Genomic DNA, 25,544 nt, shown 5'->3' with positions numbered 1-25,544 from the left:
AACGTCCACCTCTAAATCTAAAGTATAATTTCCTTCTTCTTGAAAAGTATAGCCACTAACAGAGAAGAAACAACCCCATATACTACAAGTGCTACAATTGATTGTACTAGTTGCACTCGCAATGCTTCCTCCATGACAAAAATATACAGATTGAAGTGTGTGTTTATAAGGTATGGACTTAACTTTTCTACAAGCTGCCCTGCAATATTCATTGCCAGGAACAAGCCAATACTAATCCCCAAAGCAGCGGTTCCACTGGACAATATTATACAAAGCACTGCGATAAATACAGCGAAAACCGTTAATGGTATCAAAGATACAACATAGCTGGTAACAGTGGCAATAATGCCTTGTGATGAGGTTAGCAAGTTGCCTCCGATAGCAATCCCTTCTCCCCAGCCAAATACAGCAATTCCAAATCCATAACCAGCAATCAATGCTACAAGTAGTAAAAATCCCACAATCGATACGACTGCAAGGAGTTTCCCTACCACCACTTGGATTCGTGAAACAGGTTGGATGAGCGTGTTTTTCAATGTACCTTTTTCATATTCTGTTGTGAACATTTCCGCAAGCATTATAATAATGAAAATCGGCAAAACCATTGTTACAAGCCCATTAAGTATCATCAGTGGGTAGTCTTGTCCAGTAAACACAACATGCGCCTCAGGGATGAACATCACCATCGAAGGAATAGCAACTGCCACTAAAGTTATCAACAAGAAGATCAATAGTTTCCAGTTTGCTACCATTTTATATAGTTCATTGTATACTAAATTACACATAAACCCCAGCCCCTTTTGTAAGATCTAAGAAGTAGTCTTCAAAGCTTGAGAATGGAGATAGCGCAACTAATTCCTCCACCTGACCTTCTGCTAGGAATTTCCCGCGATTCAAGATACCGACCTTAGTACAGGTCATTTCAACCTCTTTCAAAAGATGACTTGAGATAAAAAACGTAATGTCTTTTTCAAACGCTAGCTGTTGAATCAGTTCCCGCATTTCTTTAATCCCTTGCGGATCTAGCCCATTGGTCGGTTCGTCGAGAATGACTAGCTCAGGGCGATGCAGCAATGCTCTTGCAATACCTAGCCGCTGCCTCATGCCAAGGGAATATGTTTTTACTTTGGCTTTACTTTTCTCCGTCATTTGCACCATCTCTAACACTTCTAAGATCTGTTCCTTAGATACATCGCCATATACATTGGCAGATAATTTAAGATTGTCGTATCCAGATAAATAGGAATAAAAGTTTGGTGTTTCTACAATAGCTCCGACATGACGAATCGCTTGTTTATATTGATCATTGATGTTATGCCCTTGGATTTGTATAGAGCCTTTATCACAGCGTATTAAACCCAAGATCATTCGTGCTAGGGTTGTTTTTCCTGCACCATTGGGCCCAAGAAAGCCATAAATTTCGCCCTTCTTTACCTGTAAGGTGATGTCATGCAGCACTTGGGTAATACCGAAATACTTGGAAACATTTTCGAGTTGCAGAATTGTTTCGGGATTATTTTCCAAAGGGTTCACCTTCCAATTATTAGAATTTAATCTTGTTGCTCACTTGCGTTTTACTCTTTTGCCGCTTATTATTATTTTGTTACTAAATACTTACATAGCGATTACTGATGTATTAAGAAATCATTAACTAAAAAAGGTGTGCATTCTTATCGATATAAATTTTGAGCTTTATAAGGTTTTCTATCATGTAGCTAACACCCTTAGCTTTTCCGAAGCGTCTAAACACTTATTCGTATCACAGTCTTCCGTGAGCCAGACGATTAAACTATTAGAGGAAAAACTCGGCTGCAAGCTATTTATCCGCAGCACGAAAAGTGTCCGTTTAACACAGGAAGGAGAAGTGTTATTCCGACATTTAGAACCAGCGTACCTCTACATTAAGAATGGGGAACGCAAATTAATAGAAATGCGCACACTCGAGGCTGGAGAAATTCGAATTGGTGCAAGCGATACCATATGCAAGCACTATTTGCTACCCTATTTCCAGCAGTTCTCGACTCAATATCCAAAGATAAAGATTCATGTTACGAATCGCCCATCGCCTGTTTGTTTGGAGCTTTTGCAAAAGGGCGAAGTAGATGTCATCATGATAAATCTTCCGAGTCATATCGATACTCAAATATTCGATGTAGTATTGAAACGACCGATTCAGGACATTTTTATTGCAGGTAGACAATTTGAACATCTGCGCGAGAAGGTTATTACGATGCAAGAGTTAACTCAACTACCTCTTCTCGCATTGGAAGAAAACACTTCTACGCGCTCATTCCTTAATCAACTGGCATCTACAAATCAAGTATCGATTCAACCAGAATTTGAGCTAAGTAGTGTAGATTTATTAATTGATTTGGTGAAAATCAATTTCGGAATCTCATTCTTAACTAAGGATTATGTTCTAAACGAATTAACTTCTGGGGAAGTCATTGAATTACAACTCAAAGAAAAAATCCCCAATCGAGACTTGGGGATCATTACTCATAAGCATATTCCGACTCCACTTGCCGCCACGAAATTTATATCATTGCTGCAAGCATCGTTTATTATGGAGTGAAAAATTTCTGTGTAAAATATATATTCATACGGCCACCAAAGGCCACACCAACACCTAGTAACTCCTGTCGCGAAAGCATTGCTTCACGGTGGCCCTTAGAATTCATCCACATTGGTACAGCTTGCACTGCATCTTCACTACCTGCCACTAAATTTTCCGCTGCAGAACGGAAACGTATACCATCCGCACGCATGCGGTCAAATGGGCTCTGACCTTGGAGATTGATATGGTCGAAAAAGTTATTCTTCGCCATATCTTCACTATGTTTCCTAGCAGTAATGGCAGCTTGCTCGTTCCATTTTAGTATAGACAAGCCTTTTTTCTGCCTCACAGCATTCGTCAAGTCAAACACCTGATATTCGAAGGCTTTTCGTAAATCCGTTGAGCCCGCAGAGTGAAATGCCGGTAGCGTCTCTCTACTTTTTTTGTCTAACAATAAAACCGACTGAACGATATCCTTATCGAATGCATCATAATCAAAATATGCATAATAGGACTCGTCAACTAAATAAACATCCCTATTTTCATAGGAATTAAGATACATCGTATTGCCAATCCGCAAACCTCTTAAAGGCTCTCCTAAAGCATCTCGCACATTCTTCTTTGTTGCGGTAGGTGCTAAATTCCCGACTCCGCTCCATTTCACTGCACTACTATGTAAAGCAACAATTCTCTTATCCTTAACGCCTACCTGCAAATAATTGCTATAGTCTTTATTGTATACATACCATTGAAAGTCGTATTGACTTGCATCCATACGGTCCGGGTTGCCACGTTTCTTGATTAAATCCTCTAAAGGACTACCAATCGCAAGGTCATCTACTATAAATTTAGCTGTTGGCTGTGTTGTCTCAACAGGCTGAACGCTTGGCATCTGTGGCGCAGTGATTCGCGATTCTATTTGCTTGTAAATTGTGTTCTTCTGCGTGACTGTTTGTCCATCCGTAAACACGTGAATGATGCCATACTGTTGGAATGTCTGCCAGCCTACTTCATATCCAAGGCCTTCTAAGACGAATCGTATTGGCACAAAGTTTCGATGGTATTGTGAGTTATAGATCATTTCCGTGTCCATCTGCATCTTCATATGGTTGACGATATATTCCCTTTGATTCACTGAGAGTATCACAGTTTTATGATCCTTACTTACAGTCACCTGTTTGGCGTCATTATTCCAGTCTACTGTAGCCCCTACTGCTTCCGCAGGAAATCGTACAGGTACTAGCGTGCGTCCATTGCCGTCAATGTAAGGCTGCGCATCGACAAAAGGAACCTCCGTGCCGTCAACAAAAACCTTGATTTGATTCGAAGATGCATAACCATCAAAAGGCATGACGACAATACATGCTACAATGAACAATACGAGAATGGGTATTCTTAGGTGGTGTTTCAAGTTGATCTGTCCCCTTTCACATCAATTCCATTATTCATTATAGTATTCTTTATTCACTTGTGATTACCTGCTAAAAATTATAGATTATTTGCTTGTAATATAAGGCAATCATGGCAAGTCAAGGGCAATTCCTCATACTTATTCAATCTGCTATTGTTATTACTCTATCTAAGTGAATCATTTGAAATATTGTTTGAATTGAACGATCTTTAATCCCATAAAGAATTAACTTTCCACCCATTTCTTGAATTATTTTATGGAAAGACAATAATAGCCCTATACCAGTACAATCTACCTTCGATATGGTGTTAAAATTAATCCTGATTTGGTGTAAATCTCTATCTAGAAGCATCTCATTTAACTTTTCTTTCAGCAAATTCTTATTTACTATATCGATTCGTTGCAAGTTATTGATATCTGCTGAATTCCCTTTTCTAACAATTGTCATCAGCCTCACCTTTTCGTTAATGATTATTGTTATCATTATAGAATGCAATTCTCGAGTAGTCAAGGTCAAACCTAACTTACCATACATTTGAGTCTTCATATAAATATAGTTTTTGCTTTACGTATAATAAAAAAATAGTATCCTAGATTATAACTAATTGCAGTGTATCGCTTCGGCGTACATTTAAGAGAAGTGGATGCGTCCAGTTCTCTTTTAATTTATATACCAGTTAAATATGATATGAGTATTATAAATCTAGTCCATTTCATTGTAGGTATACCACACTATCTATTCTCACTATCGAGCATAATAGTAACCGGACCATCGTTCACCAGTGATACCTGCATATGTTTGCCGAACTCACCGGTCGCTATTTTAAAGCCTTCTTCCTGTAAACGCGCTACAAACTGTCCATACATCTCATTAGCCTTTTCAGGCTGTGCAGCTTGTGTAAAGCTTGGCCTTCTGCCTTTACGACAATCTGCATAGAGGGTAAATTGTGAGACAATCATAATCTCTGCGCCCACATCCTTCGCAGATAGATTCATTTTGCCTGCCTCGTCCTCAAAAATCCGTAAATGGATCATCTTATCTATCAGATATTGCATATCTTCGTCCGTATCGTTAGGACCGACACCCAATAGCACCAATAAACCTAATTGAATTTCTCCTGTTATGCGCTCTTCTTTTGGGAGATAGACGCTACTACTTGTAACTCTTTGCATGACAATACGCATTTAATGTACCTCCTTTTCCTTTGTACTTGAACATGAGGGTAGTGGCGGTTCCTTCGGTTTTAACAGTAAAAGTCTAAGACCGTTCGCAATCACTAATAATGTAGCTCCCATATCCGCAAGAATTGCTAACCATAAAGTCAACCAACCTGGAAATACTGCCAGTACTGCAATAATCTTAATACTTACAGAGAATGCTATATTCTGCTTTATAATCCTTTTTGCTGATCTACTTAAACGTATCGTAAAGGGCAGCTTCGACAAGTCATCTGCCATTAGGGCAATATCTGCTGTCTCAAGTGCTGTGTCAGTACCTATACCACCCATGGCAATTCCCACATTAGATGCCGCCAGTGCTGGAGCATCGTTCACCCCGTCTCCGACCATCGCGACTATGTGATTTCCTTGACGTAAATCTTTAATTGCTTGTAGTTTCTTCTCTGGCAAAAGTTCGGCAAATACTTCCGTAACTCCCACTTGTTTCCCTATATAATTCGCTGCTTGTATACTGTCACCTGTTAACATGATTGTCTTTCTGATTCCTAATTCATGCAGCTCCTGAATAACCATCGCGCTCAAAGGACGGACTTGATCAGCCACTGCAATTACTCCGTAGGTAGAAGTCTCATCGCCTAACAACATCGCTGTTTTCCCTTGTCCTTGCAGCAAAGAAATCGGAAATTTAAGTTCCTCTGTCAATTGGTTACGTTCTGCGAAGTAACTTGGACTACCAATCGAAAAGGTCGCTTCATCAATTGTTCCAAAAGCGCCTTTACCAGGTATCTCTTGAAATCCATCGACTGGCGATAGGGTTAACGACAGTTTTTTCGCGTGGCGAACGATAGATTTTGCGAGCGGGTGCTCTGACATATTTTCGATCGATGCTGCGATTTGTATTAATTGATGATTCGTGTATGTTCCAAACGTAATTACGTCGGTCACTTCTGGTACGCCCTTGGTTAAAGTACCCGTCTTATCAAATGCGATTGTTGTTAAGCTCCCAGCTTCCTCTAGATACGCACCACCTTTAATCAGTACCCCGTTCTTCGCTGCATTCCCTATAGCTGTCACGATAGCCACTGGTGTGGAAACAACTAAGGCACAAGGGCATGCGACAACTAATAATGCTAGCGCTTGATAGATCGATTCTGACCAAGTTTGCCCCAATAAAATAGGTGGAATCGTCGCTATTGCCAACGCAATAACAAAAACTGTGGGTGTATACACCTTTGCAAAAGCCTCGACAAAGGTTTGTGACGGTGCGCGTTCTCCCTGTGCTTCCTCTACCAAATGGATAATTTTCGCTATCGTAGTATCTTCCACTAGCTTAGATACTTTTACCTCAATCGCTCCATGCTGATTTAACGTACCTGCAAACACAGTATCGCTAATTCTCTTCTCTACTGGAATAGATTCACCTGTAATTGCCGCCTGATTGATTGCCGTTTGCCCATTGACTACTTCTCCATCGACAGTTACTTTCTCACCTGGTCGAATGACAACGATATCACCGAGAATCAATTCTTCGACTGGTACCTGGGTTTCTGCCCCATTGCGTATCACATTTGCTACCTTTGGTGCTAATTCCATGAGTCCCCGGATGGCATTGCGTGCTTTATCCATAGAATAGCTTTCGAGGGCATTACTAATCGCAAACAAGAAAGATACGATAGCGCCTTCCGCCCATTCACCAATCAGAACTGCACCTGTTACGGCAATTGTCATTAGGAGATTCATATCAAATTGTAGCTTAGTTAAGCTTCGTAGACCTTTGCGAAACGTTACAAAACCACCGACTAACAAACCTACCATGTATAGGATTAGTGCTACTTGCTCAGCTTCAAAGAAACGTTCCGTTATATACGCAAAAACAATGAACATCCCAGATATCATAGATTTTTGGAACACAGGATTCGTCCATAGCTCTTGTATTTGAAAACGCCTTTCTTGATTTACCAGTGTGTTATCTTCCGCACTGGCACCGATTATAACCTTGGCTTTTTGTGGCTCTTTATATGCGACTACTTTCACTCCATCAAAAGCCCCTGCCTCTTCAATTTTCTCGATAGAAATATTTCCCGTAATTGTAATTTTTGAAGCACCAAAGTTTAATTTAGTTTCTTGGACATTTGGTAATGACTTTACATTCCGCTCAAACTTAGCGGCACAATCTGCTCAAGAAAGTCCTTTTACCCAATATTCTACTGTTTCATTCATGAAGATCTCCTCATCAGCTTGTATAATTAGCCATATTCAAAATTGCTTATATACAGAATACTCTGCGACAGGGATCTGGTCAAGAATCATTTTCAATCAATGCCTACATATTTTTTAAAACGTTTGAGTTTTGTTGTCGGGTTAATCATATAGCGCGGGATTTTATACGGATCACTCTTTACGGTCACAGGCTTAGGTTCAACTGTAAACGCATGGGTATATCCCGCTTCTTCTAAAGTTCGGATTACCTTCTTACTGTATTGACCGTAAGGATAAGCAAAGTAATCCGAATCCAACAATTCCTTTGACTGTTTCAGGTCATCGAGGACAGACTGTTGGGGTTTCACACGCAAATGGCTATATCGTCCCTCTTTATAATGTAAATCGTGGGTATGACCTGCATACTCAAACACATCTTTATAGGTCTCCATCTCAGGCCAGCTAATAAAGCTCAAGTAGTTCGGGTGAAATGCAATCGGCCTTTCTCGTACAATCCCAGTGATGATAAAGATTGTTGCCTTAAAACCATATTGCTTTAAAATTGGATATCCGTATTCAAAGTTACTCAAATAACCATCATCAAAGGTAATGACAATACTATTTTCTGGTAACTGAATTTGTTTACTCATAAATAATGCCAGTTCATCTAGGGTTATAGTTGTGTAGTTGTTTTCATGTAATAGCTTCATATGCTCTTCGAACATTTCTACGGACATTACTAGGCTATTTCCTCGGTATCTCCTATTTTCATCACGTTTTAAAAGATGATGATAGGTAATAATCGGCACCCGATCCGCGAATTTTAAATCTTCAAAGGAAGCAATGATTGCTCGCGCTTCATTCATAGTAACTGATTCCTTATCCTTATATTCCTCTGAAACACGCGCTTTCACTAATCTTGGCGGTAGATGATAATTGGTAGATATGACATGAATTACATCATTTGTCGCAATCATTGCCCGTTGTCCATAGGCTGTTGTGGTAATTAAATCACTGACAGCTTCATTAATATGCGTTGTCTGTGACTCTACAATTTGCTCTGATCCGTTAGTCGTATGTACAAAATATGCTGATCCCATGAGCAGCATCAATGAAATTATAATCATCACTGGTTTCTTCAATTATATCCACTCCTTATCTTGCGTTTCTCTTACGTTCATCTTATGTTTGCTTACTTTTTCGGTTTTTTTTGCTCTTCTTTTGATTTCCTTCACTTCACTTGCAATTCCCTCATATTCGTATGTATTCGTATGTATTTGACTTCCAACTGACGCCAATATTTCCATTAGTATAAGCATTTTATTTGCTTGCCATGCATGCTGTATTGCCCACCAACTAGCTACTATATTTTATCTAGTAATATTCTAATTTGATGGTAGTAATTTATCATTGTGAATCCAACAATAATTTATTACAATAAAGTGTAATGATTCTAAATAAGACTTATGTTGTCCAGTTTTTAGATAATTATTATTTATTATTACTATTTATTATTTATTATAGGGAGTGCTATCATGAGTTTTTGGAAAAATCTTAAAATGGGCTATAAGTTTGGCTTCTTGACAATTGCGCTACTTCTTATTTTTGCAGTGGCTGCCGGCTATGTAATGATTAAAGAAATAGAGGCTGGGGTAAAAGCAACAGCAACACAGAAGGCATTATCTGATTTAACACTAGGCTATGAATACATCGATTTAAAATACCCTGGGGAATGGAACGTTCGTGACGGGGAGCTTTTTAAGGGCAATGTCAGAATGAATGAGAACTTTGCACTTGTGGATGATATCGGGAAGTTCACCGGCGATACTGTTACAATTTTCCTTGGCGATACTCGAATCGCTACAAACGTTCAAGTGGATGGCAAACGAGCTGTCGGTACCCAAGTATCTGCTACCGTTGCAGACAAGGTATTAAAGCAAGGGGAATTGTATTTAGGGGAAGCAAACGTGGTTGGCAAGAACTATCAAACTGCTTATCAGCCAATTAAAAATGCTCAAAATGAAACTATTGGCATTTGGTATGTGGGTGCACCACAAAATATGATTGATCAAACAGTAGCGAGTGCAACGCGACATTTACTCTTTACTGTTGTAGTAGTTATCCTACTTGCTATTGTTATCGTATTCTTCTTTATCCGTAACATTAATTCACGCCTTAACAAGCTATTAGCTGTGTTCTGTGAAGCCGGGGAAGGTAACTTCCAGACCCACCTAGAGGTTACTGCGAAGGATGAAATCGGAAACCTTTCCGATAGCTATAATCATATGAAAGAAAATCTACGGTCTTTAGTCCAACAGATTTTAACATTGTCCCACGGATTAGCTGCATCCTCCACACAGTTAGCGGCTAGTAGTGAACAGACAATTAAAGGGACAGAACTAATCAACACATCCATAGAAATTGCGGCTAATGGTGCTGAGCAACAAACAGTCTCTGTCGATCACTGTAATGATTCAATGGACACCATCAATATAGATATTCAACGAGTCGTTTCTAGTATGGCCGCTGTTGCAGGAATATCAAATGCGACATCGAAAGATGCTGAATTAGGAAATCAATCAATCCAAAAGACAATGTCACAAATGAGTCAAGTTAGCTCGTCCGTGGAGCATACCGTTACGATTATCCAGTCGTTAGAAGAGCGTTCGAAGGATATTGAGAATATCGTCAGTGTCATTACAGGAATTGCAGCTCAAACAAACTTGCTTGCACTCAACGCGTCAATCGAAGCAGCACGTGCAGGGGAACATGGTAGAGGCTTTGCCGTTGTTGCCGAAGAGGTCCGCAAGCTAGCTGAACAATCGGAGATCTCTGCAAAACAGATCACAGAATTAATAGGACAAGTTCAAAGCGAAACATTACGTTCTGTAAAAGCTATGAATACTGTAGCAACAGAGGTTACAACGGGAACTGTGTTAGTAGAAGAAGCGAAGAATAACTTCCAAAAAATTGCCCAAGCTTCTCACCAAATTGCTGCGCAAATACAAGAAGTAACGAACACTTCTGAAACCCTATCAAAGCATGTACGACAAGTAGCAAGTTCGATTAACGAAATCAGTGAAATTGCTCGTACTTCTTCAAGTAGTTTCCAAGAAGTTGCTGCAGCTACCGAGGAACAGCAAGCAGCTATTGAGGAAATCTCTGCATCTGCTACTTCATTAAATGAAATGGCAGAAGAACTAGAAACAGCAGTCTTAACCTTTAAGATATAGTAGATTCAAGTATTGTATAGTAAATGCACTGTCGAAATAGGAAAGCCATACATAACACGTGAATTCTCAAGTGTGTTATGTATGGCTTTTAGTTTTTACAATTAGCTTTTATATTTTATAACGATTTAACATTCACTTCTTAACGATTACATCTTGCTATTTACTTCCTATCGATTCAATATCCAGATATAATAATTCAATATCCCAGCGAAGGATACCCATACAATGTATGGAATCATGAGCAAGCCTGCGAGTCGGTCAATCTTGTAGAATTCCCTTGCCGTAATAATAATCAAGGCTAATAAGATTAAAAGATCGATGAGCGCTATGCCATACCATTGAAAACGGAAGAATAATATCGACCACAAGAAATTGAAAACAAATTGTATTCCATACAGCGTTAATGCTCTGCGCATTTGGTCCGTAAATCCAAATGGGTGATAGTAGCCACTCATCCACACTCTGTATGCTGCTAGACCCATGAGTACAAATAGTATTGTCCAAACTGGCCCAAACACCCATTGTGGTGGCGCAAACCAAGGCTTTGTTAGTGTTTGGTAAATCTCAAACGAGTTCCGAGTCAACAATGTACTTAGTAGCCCTATCCCTTGTGCAATCGCTATGCTAATAATCAATGCAAAGATACTTCTTTTCCCATTTACTCTTAAAAAATTGAACATTATCTTCACTCCCTATTCCCTATGTCCATGTCCATAGATCCGCTCTAAGAACAAGCTCTTACTCTTATCATATGACTTGTTCATTGAATTATTCGGAAGTGGAAATATCATTTAACGTATAACTCTACCATGGGTTAATATATCCGATATAATAGGTTGTGCCTTATTGATAGGAATCGCGAATCCAATTCCCTCGACGCCAGTCATAGCGATTTTTGCACTATTAATACCGATGAGCTCACCTCTAATGTTTAGGAGTGCTCCACCACTATTCCCTGGATTTATAGCAGCATCGGTTTGGATTACCTCCACTTCATGTCTTGCGCCATTTATTGTTACAGGCAGAAATCTCTGAGTCCCACTAATAATTCCTGCTGTTACCGTTTGCGCTAACCTTTGGCCGAGTGGATTCCCTATCGCGATTGCCGGCTCTCCTTGCCTTAAAGCAGCAGAATTGCCAATCACCGCTAACGTAGTTCCTTTTAAATCGGAGCTAGTAACCTCTAATACTGCTAAGTCTGTTAATTGATCGGAACCTATTAATCTAGCAATAATCTGTTCCCCTGTTGGTAGTGTTACATAGATACGAGAAGCACGCTCAATTACATGATGATTCGTTATGATGATAGTTCTGTTATCCTCTGCTCTGTAGATGACTCCAGATCCACTTCCCGCTTCCCTTAATTCATTAGGATTGATTCTCCCACCTGTTGGCTGCATATTGACAACCCCGACGACAGAATGCTTGGCTTTATCAACAGCCTCAATAATGGCGCTATGTACATCTAGATATACTGGTGCCTGTGCTGGTGAAGATTGACCTGGCAAAAGAACCGTTGTATTCGTCCCTTGTTGCGCTGGACGGTCTTGAATCATAATCGATTTTGTCGCTTCTATATAATCAATATCATAGCCTAGTATATTGCTAATTTCTCGTACTGGAAGATAGGTTCTCCCATTATATAATAATGGTGTGTTCTCAACTTGCACTGAATTGCCATTTAGTAATAATTTAAAATCTGCAAGTCTCGCCATAATCTCAGTGTTTGCTTGTACATTCACAGAAATCGATAATACAATCCCCAAAATAAAACCAAAAGATACTTTTCGCATATGCCCACTCCCCATTTGTCTGCCTAACTCCATCATATTACGTCTGCCATATAAATATCAACTCTATTCGTGTATAAATGAAATGTAATCGAGAAATGAAAAACAGCACCCCTAAAGCATTTAATATGCTAGGGGCGCTGCCTAATCTGGTACATCAATAATACATACTGTGTTGTTAAGTCGGTGCAACTAAGGCTCTATGTTGTAAATTTACTAACTTCTTCGTTCAAGGATTTCGCCATCAGCGATAGTTCTTCTGCATTTGATGCAATTTCTTCTACTGTACTAGACTGTTCTTCAGCCGCTGCTGCGACTTGCTGTGAAGCAGATGCTGCCCTAGAAATAATATTTGATATTTCTTCCACGGCACGAAGTACTTGATTTGCGTTATCGGTTAATTGCTCAAATATTTTTTGGATACTATTCGCATCTACTTCTGTCTGTTCTACATTTTTCACTATCTCTGTAAGGGCTTTTCCGCCTTCCTGGATAATGTTTACTTGCGATTGCACTGTTTCTAAGTTACTTTCCATTGTGCGAACTGTCACGGAAGTTTCTGCTTGAATATCTTGAATAAGATTTCCTATTTTCTCTGCTGCCTGGTTCGACTGTTCCGCAAGTTTACGAACTTCATCCGATACGACTGCGAAACCTCTACCTTGCTCGCCAGCCCTAGCCGCTTCGATGGCAGCATTTAGTGCTAAAAGATTTGTTTGATTCGCTATATCTGAGATTATGGTAACGATCCCGCCAATTTCATTGGAGCGACGCCCTAGCTTCTGGATTGCGTCAGTTGCGAATTGCACTGTTTTGGTTACAGATCCAAGATTCGCAATTGCTTTACTTATTGCCTCTTGTCCTTCTTTCGCAACTTTAGTGGATTCCATTGTATTAATTGCTGTCTTAGATGCTTCCTTATATCCAATCTCAACTTGCTCTTTCGTATCTTCAATCATTTCCATAATGTTGGATGCATGAGCAGCTTGGGAATTCGCCCCGTCTGCTATTTCTCCGATATTATGCGCGACTTCTTGGGATGTTTGTTCTGTCTGTTTGGCACCGTCCGATAGATTCTCAGATATATGTGTCACGCGGTTCGCACTGTCTGTAACATTGCCCACAATATTTTTCAAATTCGCAAGCATCGTGTTAAACGCCTTAGTTACATCACCAATTTCGTCCTCGTTGCGCACTTGTAAAGGCTCAATATGCAGGTTGTAGTTTGCAATTTGGTTAGCGTTTACCTGTAATCTGCGAATCGGAATGAATATCAACCAGCGTAAAATAAAGAACAAAATCGTCGCATAAATACTAGCAGAAAAATACCCGACCACTACATTTGGTATAATGCCATCCTTCGCTAATTGAATATAATAATCTTCAGGGACTCCTGTATACCATATACCTATTACATTTCCTTGGGAGTCGTGGATTGGGTCATACGCTGTTTGGTTCCAAGTACCAACTACGTTCGCACGCCCTACATAGCGTATTTTATCTTGAAGTACAGCTTTCCCAACAGTCTCCGAGATTTGCGTGCCGATTGCTCGCTTACCTTCAGCGGTAAGTACGTTAGTGGCTACGCGTGTATCACCTTGAAAGATTGTTACAGTGTTACTTCCCATAAGCTTACCTAAATTGTCGACAATTTCTAAGACTTCAGGATTGTCGTTGATTTGAGTCGATCCTTTATACAAATTCCCATTCTCTACTTTCCAATCGCCAGGAACCTTTCGATCAAATGCCTCTGCTCCTAATTGAAGGTCGCCTATTAGTTTTTGCTGAGCACTAAGCATGAGATGGTCTTTATTCAAGCTATACCCGAACCACACCTGCATCATCGCAGCTATGAATATGCCAACCCAAACTACGATCATAACTTTCATCCCAATATTATTGGATAATTTCTTATACCAGTACACCATTATTAGTGCCTCCTCTGATGATTTCGCTTCCTATCCTTGTTACCCTCATCTTGTTTTTTTCTCTTTTTTCTCTTTTTTTCTCTTTTCTTTCTATTTTCTTTCTATTTTTCTATCAAATGATTCAATCTGTTCATTCATATTATTTATATCAATAGGTTGTACTTCTAAATCTATTTTTTCATTCTTAATATCTTGCAAGTATCTACCAACACAACTCTCTAAATCATAGAATAATTAGCGTCGCTTCTAGTGTTTATTCTGCTCAGACATCGGTTTTTCCTGCATAAGCTATTTAATTTTCACAATAAATATCATCTTAGTTAAAATTGTAATGTACCGTTTCAGTGGTGCTATCATCATTATATTGCATTTTGTTTGCTGATAGTAGCATATTATCATGAAAGTTACGTTTATTGTATTGGAAACATTGGGTAGCTATGGAAATGTTGCAATTTCTATACTTCTATTAACAACTGACAATGCGATTCCCATCGAAGAAGTATAAATACTTCTCTGCGATTGTTATATTCCATATCTCTTCTATTGCCCTCGCATAAATACTAATTTGCATACGGTACCTGTTGAAAAGTTCCTCATCGGTAAGGTCTTTCGTGCGGTCCGATTTATAATCCACCAGGACAATTCCTTTTTCATCCTCCAATAAGCAATCCACTACACCCTGTACGAAAACATTCTCATCCTGTCCCGTCCAATCGTTATACATCTCACGTGCAGGAATTGCTAAACTAAATGGAATCTCACGGTAAATTCTTTGCGCATTCTTCATGCGTTTGCCAAGGTCAGTCGCAAAGAACGCAACAATATGATGGAGCACATCCGAGTTCAGTAATGGCGCAACCTGCTCTTTTGTCACGAATTCCTTCTCAATCATATCATCGATTTGTATTTCCAGTGTGTCCTTCGATAGGTCTTGCGCAAGATTGATATGCTGCATGATCATGTGTAGTAGAGTGCCTCGCTCTGCAGCAGACATTTTCTTCTCTTGTAAAAATTGAGGTCGTGGCATAAGAACCGTTTGGTACTCTTTTCCAATGACGAATGAGCGTTCATCAGATTTGACTGTAAAATCTCCAGCTCGTTTCATTTCCGTAACGGTTTGCTTCACATGGTGAGTAGTCGCCTGCAAATAGTTATATTGCCATTGGAAGCGCGCTGCAATTAACTCTTGGTGCTGACTTGATAATGGAACTGGTTGTTTCCTTTGAATGAAATCCAAATGCTGAAGTTCAAGCTCCCCGTTGGTTGCCGAATCGAGTGTCAAGTCACTGCTTTGAATCGTTATGATGGACCATTTTGCTTGATGGTCGCGAACCTCACTGAAAATATCCGCAAGTAATGCATTACAATCTGGGTGAATTCTCTGGTGTAGCTGTGTAGCTTCCCGATGACGTAGAATGGCAGGGCCAATCCAATCTAAATAGGTGCGACTATTGGCGCGATGGAACTCTGGTAACAGCCAGTTTTGCAACGAAATATGTTGGCTCCATTGCTGGACGGACTTTTCCATATCCTTTAATGTGCCTACTAAATACAGTTTTTCCTTCGCTCTCGTTAACCCTACATATAACACACGCATCTCTTCAGCTAATTGTTCAAGCTTAGTTCGCTGACGAATCGCTAGCTGTGACAACAATGGGTAGGTAATGCGAATCTGCGGGTCGACAAAAGCAATGCCTAACCCAAGTTTTTTGTGTAATAAAAATTTCCCGCGAATATCTTGGAAATTAAATTGTTTCCCTAAACCCGCGACAAACACGACCGGAAATTCTAATCCTTTGCTTTTATGAATTGTCATGATGCGCACAACGTCTTCTTGTTCTCCTAAGGCACGTGCTGTGCCTAAGTCACTGCCTCGTTCCTGCATCCGTTCTATGAAACGAAGGAAACGAAACAAACCACGAAATGATGTCTTTTCATAGCCACGCGCACGGTCATAAAGTGCCCGCAAATTCGCCTGACGCTGATGGCCTGCCACTAAACCACCGACATAGTCGTAATAGCCAGTGTCTTGATAAATTTCCCATAGCAAATCGGCGAGTGATCCCTTTCGCGCTAAAGCACGCCAGTGCAATAGTCTATTATAAAATCCTTGCAACTTCGCAAACGTTTCATCTTCCCCATTGGATTCACCCGTTTTGGTGTCTTCCGTTTTGGTGTCTTCTACATTACTGTCTGAATCGTGTGCTTTTGATTCGAGGTATTGCTTCAATCCATCATAGTACAAGCCACTCTTATTGCTGATTCGAATCAGCGCTAATTCTTCAGCAGTCAACCCGACAATGGGAGATCGTAGCACTGCTGCTAACGGTATATCTTGATATGGATTGTCAATAATCTTCAATAATGACATGACAATTCGCACTTCTGTGGCAGTGAAGTATCCTGTTGCAATCTCTGCGTACGCAGGTATCCCTAACTTCTTAAGTTCCTCAATCATAACTGGCGACCAGCTAGCAGTTGCACGTAATAGAATGACTATATCTCGATACTGAATATCGCGCATGCGCTTGAACGTCTTATCGAACACTTGATAGGTCGGTCCTTCTCCTCTTCCTATTAAAGAAAGTATCTTCCTGCCAATTGCCCTTGCTTCTAGTTGGGCCGTTTCTAACTCCTCTGGGTTATCTGTATCGATGGTGTCCTCTTGTTTATTGCGATTGAATACGTCCGAACCTTCTTCACCTGTTGCAACAGACTGTCCGTCAGACTGATCTTCAACAACTACATTCTGGCTACGATCAATCAAAAGCAATTCTGCACTGGATGGTTGCTCTGGGTAGTAGCTAGCACCCCATTTCAGTTGCGCGGCTTCATCATATGGGATTTCGCCGATTGTCTCATTCATAATTTGCTGACACACATAATTCGTACAATCAATGATTTCTGTACGGCTACGGAAGTTTTTTGCCAAATCTATACGTACACCCGCGACGCCCTCGACACTCGCTTGCTCGCTTGTTTCAATTCTATTGTATATGTTGTCCATACTTTCAAAAGCCCGATATTTCGAAAGGAATAACTCCGGCTCGGCCAATCGAAACCGATAAATGCTCTGTTTGACGTCGCCCACCATGAATAGACAATTCTTATCGCTTTTTATTAGCTGTAGGATTGCTTCTTGCACTAGATTGGTATCTTGGTATTCATCAATCAGAATTTCTGCAAACTGCTTCTGATACTCGACCGCTGCTGCCGATGGAATCAGTGCATTTGGGGACGACTGCGCATCCTTTAAAATCGCAAGACAATAATGTTCTAAATCAGAAAAATCAACGATTCCCTTCTTCTCTTTGGCTTCGCGATAGCGCCCAGAAAACTCCTTGACTATTTCCACTAGTGTTCCGACCACGGGAGCCATTTGCTGCATATCCTGCAAAAACTCTTGTGGGCTGCGCTGAAAATAATCTTCCATAATTTTGTTGATTTGTTTCTTTCCTTGGTCACGCAAACTTTTCACTTCGTCTTGCAAATCCTCATCATACATACCTTTTTTACAGCTTTTCAGTCTGGAGAATGTAATCGACTGAAAAGCAGCATGGAGGTTCCCCCAAGACTCTTGAGCTGCCGTAACTAATGAATCTATCAATTGTAAATCCGATGTTAGATTCTCGAAATACGGCTCTGGCCCTTGTGGGTCTAAGGTAAGCTGGCGAGCATTCTCAAAAACACAGCGTGTGCCCGAAAGCTGTAGTTGAATATCCTTTAGAAAATCTTGGACCCACGGCAGACCGTCTATAGCCACAACTTCCTTAAGCTGATAATTCCCCACCACTTGATCTAACCAGTGATACGGAAACGGGTGGCTTTGGGCAAAATCATATAGCTTTCGCACCATGCTTTGTAATTGCATGTCATCCCGATCATCTGTGAAGCAATCGACCAATTGGAAAAATGCAAAGTTGTCAGCGATTCCATATTGTTTCTCAAACAGTTCTTCTAACACTTCGTCACGTAATAAATCTGCCTCTGTTTCATCAGCAATGCGGAATTTCGGATCGATTTCGATTGTATAATAATATCTGCGTACCACTTCTAAGCAAAAGGAATGCAAGGTCGAAATGGCCGCTTTATTCATGAGTGCGAGCTGTCTCTGCAGCTTTGTCGATGTTGGGTTGCTTTGCAAGGCATTCTCTAAAGCTTCACCTACCCTTTTTCGCATCTCTGCGGCTGCGGCATTGGTAAAAGTAACGACCAAAAGCTGATCAACTTCGATGGGGTCCTGCTCATCCATAATGCGACGTATCATTCGCTCTACAAGTACTGCTGTCTTTCCAGAGCCTGCGGCAGCAGCTACAAGGATGTTTTGATGACGCATCGCGATAGCTTGCCACTGTTCGTCCGTCCACTGACTACCTACAGGTTTGGCTGGCATGTTATTTGCTGCTGTCATCAGAATCCCCCCTTAACTTTTCTAGTAATGTCTGCTGGTCTGTAATCGGTTTTAATATGCGGTATTGATTTTCTTCTAGGCTACAATCAAAATGGCAAATAGAAGGGTACGGACAATAACTACAAGGTGTCTTTTGTTTCAGTCGATACGGTGTTATCGTAATGTTCCCATCGACAAGCTGATTGCCAATGTGTTGAATCGTCTCGCGCACATGCTTGCGCAGCGCATCGAATTCCATGTTCGACATAACAGCCGATCGACTGTCAAATTGGCCATCCTTTTTTAATGCCACTGGCACGATATGCGAGCGGACATACCCTTCATCTGCCAAGGAAGGATCCATCGCCCTTGCCACTTCCGGGTCTGCTAGTACGTACCCTTTCATACGAAAACTCTTATATAATTCCTGCTCTAATTGCTCCTTCGTCATCGGGCGATTACTTTGGATTAATGGATTATGGACATGGAAATATAGCACACCTGCCGGGGCTGCTTGCTCTCCTAACCAATGTTTAGAGCAAGCGACGACGACATCTAAATACGTAATCATTTGCAAAGCTAACCCATAATACAATTCCGTCAAATCTAACGCCTTCATGCTCGATTTATAATCCACAATACGCAGTAGAGACTCACCACTCACGATCGCTTGGTCAATGCGATCAATACGTCCAATCAAATCCATCGTATGGCCTTTCGTGAGCGCAATCGGATCAAAAGCAATCGGTACATTCGGTCCAAATTCAACTTCGAAGCCTTTAGGAGAAAAGCCACTGCCCTTGGCTTGCTGACTGATGATGATTGTAGCTCTACTAACAACCGCTTTTAGCTTGCGCAAAATGTATTGATTGCGCTGTGAGCTTAGTAAAATTTCGCTTTGTAGCTTCGGCGCTAATTGCTCAACAATTCGTTCCGATAATTCACGGCACTCCGTTTCTGACAAATCTGCCCATCGTAATCCGTGTTCGATGATATATTGTCCTACCCTTTTAAGCGCTTCGTGGAACAAACGGCCAATGTCTGGGTTTTGCAATTTGTATATTTCTCGTTCCTTAACTTTTAATCCGTGGGAAAGAAATTGCGAAAACGGACAGGCTGAATAGCGTTCCATTCGCGAAACACTGGCAACAATTTTTTTCCCGTACATTTTGTCAATCAGTTCATGTGGCAACTTCGATTCTACGTTCTTATAGAACAAGCTATCGATCGCTCGTTTCCATTTCTCGTCGTGCAAATCCCCTATACTAGCAAACCAATTATAAGCATCCCACCACACGGGTGAAATTGTATAGCCTTTTTTCCATTGTCTTAATTGGTTTGTCAGATAGGATATCGTCGGTTTCGGGTGCACGATATAACTTAACTGCCGCTCCTCGACTTCTTCCCCTGGGTCTGCTACTATAAATTGCTCTTCAATGGCTGGGAATAACTCTTTGCAGTGAGAAATCACACTGGATGGAAGTAATGTCTTCCCTTCCTCATCGGCCAATGGATAACTTATCCACAAGAAATCTGAAGCGCTTGTAAGTGTGTTGTAGATGGTAAATGGCTCTTCCATTAATCGACTGCGATAGCTAGGAGCTAGCTCAAGCCCTGTATTCTTTAAGTACTCCCGCTCTTCTTCCGTGATCATGCCATCTTCTTTAACTTTTGCCGGTATTACCCCTTCATTGATGCCAATGATATACGTACATCGGATATTCGTTAACCGCGACAAGTCGAAATTTGCCATTAACACCTGATCTAAAGCTGGTGGAACAAGATTAAAGCGAAGATTCTCGATGCCGCTTTCCATCATCTTGACGAATAAGTCTAAAGAAACCTCTTGATCTCCAACAATTTCTACGAGCTGATCAAGTAACTCTACTACTGATTTCCACGCCTGCTCATGTTGACGGGCATTGACTAGCTCCCCAGACGCTTCTTGCTCCTGTTGCCATGTATAAATTTTTTCTGGCACTTGAAGCTCCACAAGGAATTGATAGAGAGCTGCACATAACTCTTTCCCTAGGGTGGCTTTGTTCAATCCGTTTTCAAGGTTTGATAGTAGTGTTGCAATACGAATTCGCCAGATATTAATCAGATGTTCTTGTTGTTGATCTTCCAGGGAATAGACAATATCCGATTCAAGGGAATCCTTTTTCGCATATCTCCATGGCTGCTCGCTATTCCATCGATGACTCCCTGAAATGCCCTTTGCTAATACGTAATTTTCTAACACATCCAGTTCTTCCCGCTGTTTCTGTTTGCACATAGCTTGCTCAAAATCCAAGTAGAAATCTGTCTTCACGGAGCGAAAAATCGCATCATATTTCCAGTTCCCAGTGACGGTTTCTAAGCTTGAACGTATAAACTCAATGAGCGGGTGATTCAGCATCGTCTTCTTCTGGTCTATAAATATAGGTATCTCGTATTCTTTGAAAATATTAGCTAATACATCGCCATACACTTCATAGTTTCTCGTGACAATTGCAATCTCTCGGTATCGATAGCCTTCATCTCTGACTTTTTTAATAATATCGCGGGCTACTGCCTCAATCTCTGCACGTCTATTTACTGCCGCAGCAATGTTTATAGATGCTTTTAATACTTTTGATGCTTTTGAATCTTTACACTCGGAAAATGGTAGGATTGGCCATCGATGATAGTTTTTCTCTAGATGCTGTAATTGCGGATTTTCTCTATGTCTCCCTAAGCTACCGTCCAACCATAGCGCAGGCAATACAGGAACAGATTCTTGCTTTGCTAATGACCGGATTTTCTGATACGTTTTAGCCGTTCCGTAAAACATGTGCAATTCTGTTGGAAGCTTGTCATCATACGTTTGGTCGAGGGTAAGAGCTACCGAAACTTTCTTAGCATGCGTAAGAAGAGCTTTCAAAACGAACAGCTCTTGAGGGGTAAAACTATGGAATCCATCGACGATAATCTCTGCATCCGCTATATACGTGGAGTCTACTATTTTTTCTGCTAGAAGTTTTAAATAATCCTCTGAATCGATATATTTGCTATGGATTTCCTTTTCTAAATCCTTGTAAATCAATAAAATGTCTTCAAGCTTATCAATTAACTTCTGATCTTTACGTTCTGTTTGTTTATGCTGCTGTAGTAAATTCTCCAGTTGTGTTGTTGAGATACAATGGCGTTTCATCTCCACTAGCATCTGTTCTAATTGCTGAATAAAGCCTGCTTGATCTGCTACTTTTCCGTACATGTGAAATGCGTGCTTATGGTGCTCGGTGAGTTTGCGCAACAGCATCTGCATGCCAATCCCATCGATATACTGTCTGGATAGCCCTCCTGTTTCCTGCAACACCTTCCAGGCTAATCTCGTAAAGCTATATACCTGAGCACGAATCATTCCTTTTAGCCCGTCCGTAGTCGCTAAGGCATATTCCGATTGAAATGTCATTTGCTCGGGTACAATATACAGGATTGGGGCCCCTTGTGGATGACTGCGTAGCTCTTGACGAATACGCTCAAGACATGTAAAAGTCTTCCCACTACCAGCGCGCCCAACAATAAATTCTAAAGACATACTTTGTCCCCCAATTACGCATACTATGATTCTATTATTATACCGTTTATTGCTTTTCTTAGGGTATAGTTTCTTGATTTTCTAATAGTAGACTCAAGATTTTTAAAACAACTTATATGAATGTAATTATAATATCAATTTATTGACCAATAATTTTTACTAATATATAATGTGAACAGTAATGAATTCGTTCATATGGACGGTAATAACTATTCAATTAACCCACTAGGAGGCTATTCGATTTGAAAAAACAACATCTTTTACTTAGCTTTATCATTCTACTAGCTGTCATGCTGGTTGCTTGTGGAACTACTCCAAAGGCTCCTGATGCAGGCTCAGTAGCGCAAAGCAATGACTATTTAGTAAACGTACAATGGTTAAATGAAAATTTAAATACGAACAATCTACTACTTTTAGATGCTAGAGGCCCGGAATCATTCGAACAAGGTCATATCCCTGGGGCTATCCCAGTGAAGTGGCAGCAATTTGCTAAAATGGATGGTGCCCCTGGCGATACTGATTGGGGTACGGTGCTTAATGCTCCAGAACTATCTGCGAAGTTAAGCGAGCTAGGAATCGATCAAAACAAAACAATTATTGTATACGCTGACCCTAATGGCTGGGGTGAAGATGGTCGTATCGTATGGATGTTGCGTATGGCTGGCTTAACGAACAGCAAGATGTTAAGTGGTGGTTGGCCAGCATGGAATGATGCGAAATTTGAAGTATCTAAGGATGCGACTACCCCTGTAGCATCAAATTTTCAAGTGGCAAGCTTAGATTTAGACTCTCTTGCAACAACGGATTGGTTGTCTACTAACTTAGACAATGTAGTGATATTAGACACACGTAATGCGAAAGAGTTTGAGGGCGCAACTGATTTTGGTGAAAAACGTGGTGGACATATTCCAGGAGCAATCAATATTCCTTTTAAGGATTTCTTCAACAATGATGGTACAATTAAGACAGCAACAGAGGTAGAGGACATTATGAAAGCAAAGCAAATTGATAAAAACTCTGAAATTGTCACATATTGCACTGCTGGAATCCGTTCAGCTCATATGACGATGATCTTAGAAATGGCTGGTTACCAGAACGTTAAGAACTATGATGCATCAATCTATGAGTGGGCTGCAAATGACGCTTTACCAATGAATAAGTGATCAACATTTACAATTTACAACTTCCCAGAACAAGCTACCAACGGATTGGTAGCTTGTTTTTAAACATCCATTTTCGATTATAGGAGTTGAATAGGTCAATGGAGCAACAGAATAAATTAATGAAACACAAGAGATTCTATATATTCGTAGGTCTTATCCTCAGCATATTTGCTATCGTTCTGGTGCTGTATTTATTCCATTTACCGTTCCAACAATTTACTCGTGCGGCTGCGAGCCTTATATATTACCAAGACGTCCGCGGATTAGAAATGCTTCTCTATCGTTTAGGTGTCATCGCACCCGTCGCATCTTCGATTTTAGTGTTCTGCACACTGATTACCATTCCTTGGTCAACACAAAGCATCATCATAGCAACAACTAACTTATGGGGATTCTCTATCAGCTTTAGCATTGTCTGGTGTGCTGCCTTATTATTAATCGCATTGATATCCTATGGACTCCTATCGGCCGTCTCCGTCTTGCAAAAGAAGCCATTGGCTCTACCCATACGACTTGTGATTATTGGTATCTTGTTAATCACCACGGTATTTACATGGTATCTAGTAAAGTAATGGTAACGTGATAACCCGCATACTTCTTCACATTGAGTACCCCTGAGGAAAACATTAAATACTGGCCTTTGATTCCGATTAAAACATCTTCTATCACAGGCTGTTTGTCGAGATTAAATGTAGTCACTTTCTCCATTTCCTGGCGTATCGGATATCGAAGACTTGTTAAGGATTCTTCGTGCAGAAAATAGTCTCCGTACTCCTCCTGCACCATGGAATATGCTTCCTTTCGAAATTGTAATAAATCAATCTCTGGTGTATCACCTTTTAACATTTTGCGCCAGTTCGTTTTGTCAGGGAAGCGCTCTGCTAAACGCATTTCCAGTTCACCAGCCAATTTCCTGGTTGGCAGTTTCGCAATCGGAATTGCTTGTACCGCCCCTTGATCACCCCAACGCTTTAAATGATTACACTCTCTAGTAAGACCAACCTTTAGGTCACTACTGACTGCTAAATACACAAAATGCGGCTGCATGCAATGGGAATCACCGAATTCCGAATCACGACAAGTGCCTTTATCATAATGGCATAAATCAGGTTTCACAATGCATAAGTCGTTTTCCGGAAGCTTTTGAAAGCACGGAAAGCAAGACCCATGATTAAAGGTTTTCTTAATCACTCGGCCGCAATATATACATTGAATATGTCCTTCGTATTCAATTTTCACTTTTGCGTCTAACCAAGAGTTGATTTCCTGACGATTATCGTTTATTTTAATAAAATATTGTAAAGGCTCTTGATATTGGTGCGCAAGGCCTCGTATCATCCCTGTAATTTTCATGAATTTTATTCTCCCAGTAACTTTAATTTATTGGCCTGTCTTCAGGTATTGATCGTATCGTTTGCGAATCTTTTTCAAGTCTTCCCACGCGGGCTGCTTCTTGCTTTCATCGCGCAGCAAAGAAGACGGGTGGTAAATGGCTGTCATGAGATACCCTTTTTTCTCGAACCATTGGCCCCTTTGAGCAGTGATAAGGAAATTCGGATCGATGACAGCTTGGGCTGCAATTCTCCCTAAACATATGATGAATTTCGGTTTGACGAATCGCACCTGATGCCTTAAATGATTCATACAAGCATCTACTTCCGCTTTTAGTGGATCGCGGTTTTTCGGCGGGTGACATTTGACCACATTGGCAATATACACCTGATCGCGTGACCAACCAATGCTGGCAACCATTTTATCGAGAAGCATCCCTGCCGCTCCTGCGAATGGCAGCCCAATACTTTCCTCTTGTCGCCCTGGTGCTTCGCCAATCAACATGACATCCGCATCGCGGTTTCCCATGCCGATTACGACGTTTTTACGCGTTTGATAAAGATTACAGCTTTTGCAGTTCCGACACGCATGATATAACTCGTCCCAGTCTCGCATGAATATCTCCTTCTTTACGCATAATATAAGGCCACTGTATTCATCTAATATTATTTTATCATGAGAATTAATGAAATTGAGGTTTTAATTTTCTAAAATGAAAATAAACATATTGTACAGGCGAAATAATTGCGACTAAAGGTTGGCGGAGTAAAAAACTCTATCTGACCACAAGTCTTCCTCATAAA

The 25,544-nt window shown here is 40.6% G+C and carries 19 protein-coding genes; 4 read left to right on the top strand and 15 right to left on the bottom strand.

The genetic code is table 11. The annotated features are described in order from the left end of the window. Positions 1-17: 17 nt before the first annotated feature. Together BHU72_RS08490 and BHU72_RS08485 are read right to left on the bottom strand one after the other, a co-directional pair. Entirely contained in the window at positions 18-785 is a 768-nt protein-coding gene (locus tag BHU72_RS08490) for an ABC transporter permease (RefSeq protein WP_069702198.1), read from the bottom strand. Continuing rightward, positions 778-1,524, bottom strand: a complete 747-nt coding sequence (locus BHU72_RS08485) for an ABC transporter ATP-binding protein (protein ID WP_069702197.1) — start codon at positions 1,522-1,524, stop codon at positions 778-780. Before BHU72_RS08485 ends, BHU72_RS08490 begins: the two co-directional genes overlap by 8 nt. A 136-nt stretch (positions 1,525-1,660) precedes the next feature. On the opposite strand from BHU72_RS08485, the gene BHU72_RS08480 reads away from it, so the two are divergent. Next, positions 1,661-2,575 carry a LysR family transcriptional regulator gene (locus tag BHU72_RS08480; RefSeq protein WP_218076119.1) on the top strand — a complete coding sequence of 305 codons (915 nt, stop codon included), beginning with the start codon at positions 1,661-1,663 and terminating at the stop codon, positions 2,573-2,575. Here BHU72_RS08480 and BHU72_RS08475 read toward each other — a convergent pair. The 6 genes from BHU72_RS08475 to BHU72_RS15870 all read right to left on the bottom strand — a co-directional run bounded on the left by BHU72_RS08475 (position 2,565) and on the right by BHU72_RS15870 (position 8,653). Continuing rightward, positions 2,565-3,968: a stalk domain-containing protein gene (locus BHU72_RS08475; protein WP_069702196.1), complete on the bottom strand. Its 1,404-nt coding sequence runs from the start codon at positions 3,966-3,968 to the stop codon at positions 2,565-2,567. The genes BHU72_RS08480 and BHU72_RS08475 overlap by 11 nt on opposite strands. 142 nt (positions 3,969-4,110) lie before the next feature. Further along, positions 4,111-4,452, bottom strand: a complete 342-nt coding sequence (locus BHU72_RS08470) for an STAS domain-containing protein (RefSeq protein ID WP_176720448.1) — start codon at positions 4,450-4,452, stop codon at positions 4,111-4,113. Between the two features lie 248 nt (positions 4,453-4,700). Continuing rightward, positions 4,701-5,153 (bottom strand): D-aminoacyl-tRNA deacylase, encoded by a 453-nt coding sequence (gene dtd / locus BHU72_RS08465; protein ID WP_069702194.1) that lies wholly within the window; start codon positions 5,151-5,153, stop codon positions 4,701-4,703. After that, positions 5,154-7,367, bottom strand: a complete 2,214-nt coding sequence (locus BHU72_RS08460) for a heavy metal translocating P-type ATPase (RefSeq protein ID WP_083248347.1) — start codon at positions 7,365-7,367, stop codon at positions 5,154-5,156. A 92-nt stretch (positions 7,368-7,459) separates the two neighbouring features. Then, on the bottom strand, positions 7,460-8,488 hold the full coding sequence (locus tag BHU72_RS08455; RefSeq protein WP_069702193.1) for a polysaccharide deacetylase family protein: 1,029 nt from the start codon (positions 8,486-8,488) through the stop codon (positions 7,460-7,462). After that, positions 8,489-8,653, bottom strand: a complete 165-nt coding sequence (locus tag BHU72_RS15870; RefSeq protein WP_176720447.1) for a hypothetical protein — start codon at positions 8,651-8,653, stop codon at positions 8,489-8,491. It abuts the gene before it with no gap. A gap of 228 nt (positions 8,654-8,881) precedes the next feature. On the opposite strand from BHU72_RS15870, the gene BHU72_RS08450 reads away from it, so the two are divergent. Further along, positions 8,882-10,579, top strand: a complete 1,698-nt coding sequence (locus tag BHU72_RS08450; protein ID WP_083248346.1) for a methyl-accepting chemotaxis protein — start codon at positions 8,882-8,884, stop codon at positions 10,577-10,579. A 167-nt stretch (positions 10,580-10,746) separates the two neighbouring features. Here the strand turns inward: BHU72_RS08450 and BHU72_RS08445 are convergent, their stop codons facing one another. The 5 genes from BHU72_RS08445 to addB all read right to left on the bottom strand — a co-directional run bounded on the left by BHU72_RS08445 (position 10,747) and on the right by addB (position 22,246). Next, on the bottom strand, positions 10,747-11,259 hold the full coding sequence (locus BHU72_RS08445) for a TspO/MBR family protein (RefSeq protein WP_069702192.1): 513 nt from the start codon (positions 11,257-11,259) through the stop codon (positions 10,747-10,749). A 111-nt stretch (positions 11,260-11,370) separates the two neighbouring features. Next, positions 11,371-12,372: a trypsin-like peptidase domain-containing protein gene (locus tag BHU72_RS08440; RefSeq protein ID WP_069702191.1), complete on the bottom strand. Its 1,002-nt coding sequence runs from the start codon at positions 12,370-12,372 to the stop codon at positions 11,371-11,373. A gap of 197 nt (positions 12,373-12,569) precedes the next feature. Next, the gene (locus BHU72_RS08435) at positions 12,570-14,297 is read right to left on the bottom strand and encodes a methyl-accepting chemotaxis protein (RefSeq protein ID WP_069702190.1); all 1,728 of its coding nucleotides are present in this window, start codon (positions 14,295-14,297) and stop codon (positions 12,570-12,572) included. A 466-nt stretch (positions 14,298-14,763) separates the two neighbouring features. After that, positions 14,764-18,708 carry a helicase-exonuclease AddAB subunit AddA gene (addA, locus tag BHU72_RS08430; protein WP_069702189.1) on the bottom strand — a complete coding sequence of 1,315 codons (3,945 nt, stop codon included), beginning with the start codon at positions 18,706-18,708 and terminating at the stop codon, positions 14,764-14,766. Further along, positions 18,692-22,246, bottom strand: a complete 3,555-nt coding sequence (gene addB, locus BHU72_RS08425; RefSeq protein WP_069702188.1) for a helicase-exonuclease AddAB subunit AddB — start codon at positions 22,244-22,246, stop codon at positions 18,692-18,694. The genes addA and addB overlap by 17 nt, the downstream gene beginning before the upstream one ends. 242 nt (positions 22,247-22,488) lie before the next feature. Here addB and BHU72_RS08420 point away from each other — a divergent pair, with 242 nt between their 5' ends. Together BHU72_RS08420 and BHU72_RS08415 are read left to right on the top strand one after the other, a co-directional pair. Next, a complete protein-coding gene (locus BHU72_RS08420) occupies positions 22,489-23,409 on the top strand; it encodes a sulfurtransferase (RefSeq protein WP_069702187.1) in 921 nt (306 codons plus the stop codon). 98 nt (positions 23,410-23,507) lie between these two features. Beyond that, positions 23,508-23,981, top strand: coding sequence for a hypothetical protein (locus tag BHU72_RS08415; protein ID WP_069702186.1), 474 nt, complete (start codon positions 23,508-23,510; stop codon positions 23,979-23,981). On the opposite strand, the gene BHU72_RS08410 is transcribed toward BHU72_RS08415, so the two are convergent. Next, positions 23,959-24,762, bottom strand: a complete 804-nt coding sequence (locus BHU72_RS08410; RefSeq protein WP_069702185.1) for a DUF2797 domain-containing protein — start codon at positions 24,760-24,762, stop codon at positions 23,959-23,961. The genes BHU72_RS08415 and BHU72_RS08410 overlap by 23 nt on opposite strands. A 27-nt stretch (positions 24,763-24,789) precedes the next feature. Further along, the gene (locus tag BHU72_RS08405) at positions 24,790-25,356 is read right to left on the bottom strand and encodes a uracil-DNA glycosylase (RefSeq protein ID WP_069702184.1); all 567 of its coding nucleotides are present in this window, start codon (positions 25,354-25,356) and stop codon (positions 24,790-24,792) included. Positions 25,357-25,544 lie beyond the last annotated feature (188 nt).

It is taken from the genome of Desulfuribacillus stibiiarsenatis (assembly GCF_001742305.1).
GTDB classification, from domain to species: domain Bacteria; phylum Bacillota; class Bacilli; order Desulfuribacillales; family Desulfuribacillaceae; genus Desulfuribacillus_A; species Desulfuribacillus_A stibiiarsenatis.
This window is presented reverse-complemented; position numbering and strand designations above follow the sequence as displayed.

Coding starts and splice junctions, on each gene's coding strand:
- BHU72_RS08490 (WP_069702198.1), bottom strand. CDS start 785: ATGTGTAATTTAGTATACAATGAACTATATAAAATGGTAGCAAACTGG.
- BHU72_RS08470 (WP_176720448.1), bottom strand. CDS start 4,452: ATGATAACAATAATCATTAACGAAAAGGTGAGGCTGATGACAATTGTT.
- dtd (WP_069702194.1), bottom strand. CDS start 5,153: ATGCGTATTGTCATGCAAAGAGTTACAAGTAGTAGCGTCTATCTCCCA.
- BHU72_RS15870 (WP_176720447.1), bottom strand. CDS start 8,653: ATGGAAATATTGGCGTCAGTTGGAAGTCAAATACATACGAATACATAC.
- BHU72_RS08450 (WP_083248346.1), top strand. CDS start 8,882: ATGAGTTTTTGGAAAAATCTTAAAATGGGCTATAAGTTTGGCTTCTTG.
- BHU72_RS08445 (WP_069702192.1), bottom strand. CDS start 11,259: ATGTTCAATTTTTTAAGAGTAAATGGGAAAAGAAGTATCTTTGCATTG.
- BHU72_RS08440 (WP_069702191.1), bottom strand. CDS start 12,372: ATGCGAAAAGTATCTTTTGGTTTTATTTTGGGGATTGTATTATCGATT.
- BHU72_RS08435 (WP_069702190.1), bottom strand. CDS start 14,297: ATGGTGTACTGGTATAAGAAATTATCCAATAATATTGGGATGAAAGTT.
- addA (WP_069702189.1), bottom strand. CDS start 18,708: ATGACAGCAGCAAATAACATGCCAGCCAAACCTGTAGGTAGTCAGTGG.
- addB (WP_069702188.1), bottom strand. CDS start 22,246: ATGTCTTTAGAATTTATTGTTGGGCGCGCTGGTAGTGGGAAGACTTTT.
- BHU72_RS08415 (WP_069702186.1), top strand. CDS start 23,508: ATGGAGCAACAGAATAAATTAATGAAACACAAGAGATTCTATATATTC.
- BHU72_RS08410 (WP_069702185.1), bottom strand. CDS start 24,762: ATGAAAATTACAGGGATGATACGAGGCCTTGCGCACCAATATCAAGAG.
- BHU72_RS08405 (WP_069702184.1), bottom strand. CDS start 25,356: ATGCGAGACTGGGACGAGTTATATCATGCGTGTCGGAACTGCAAAAGC.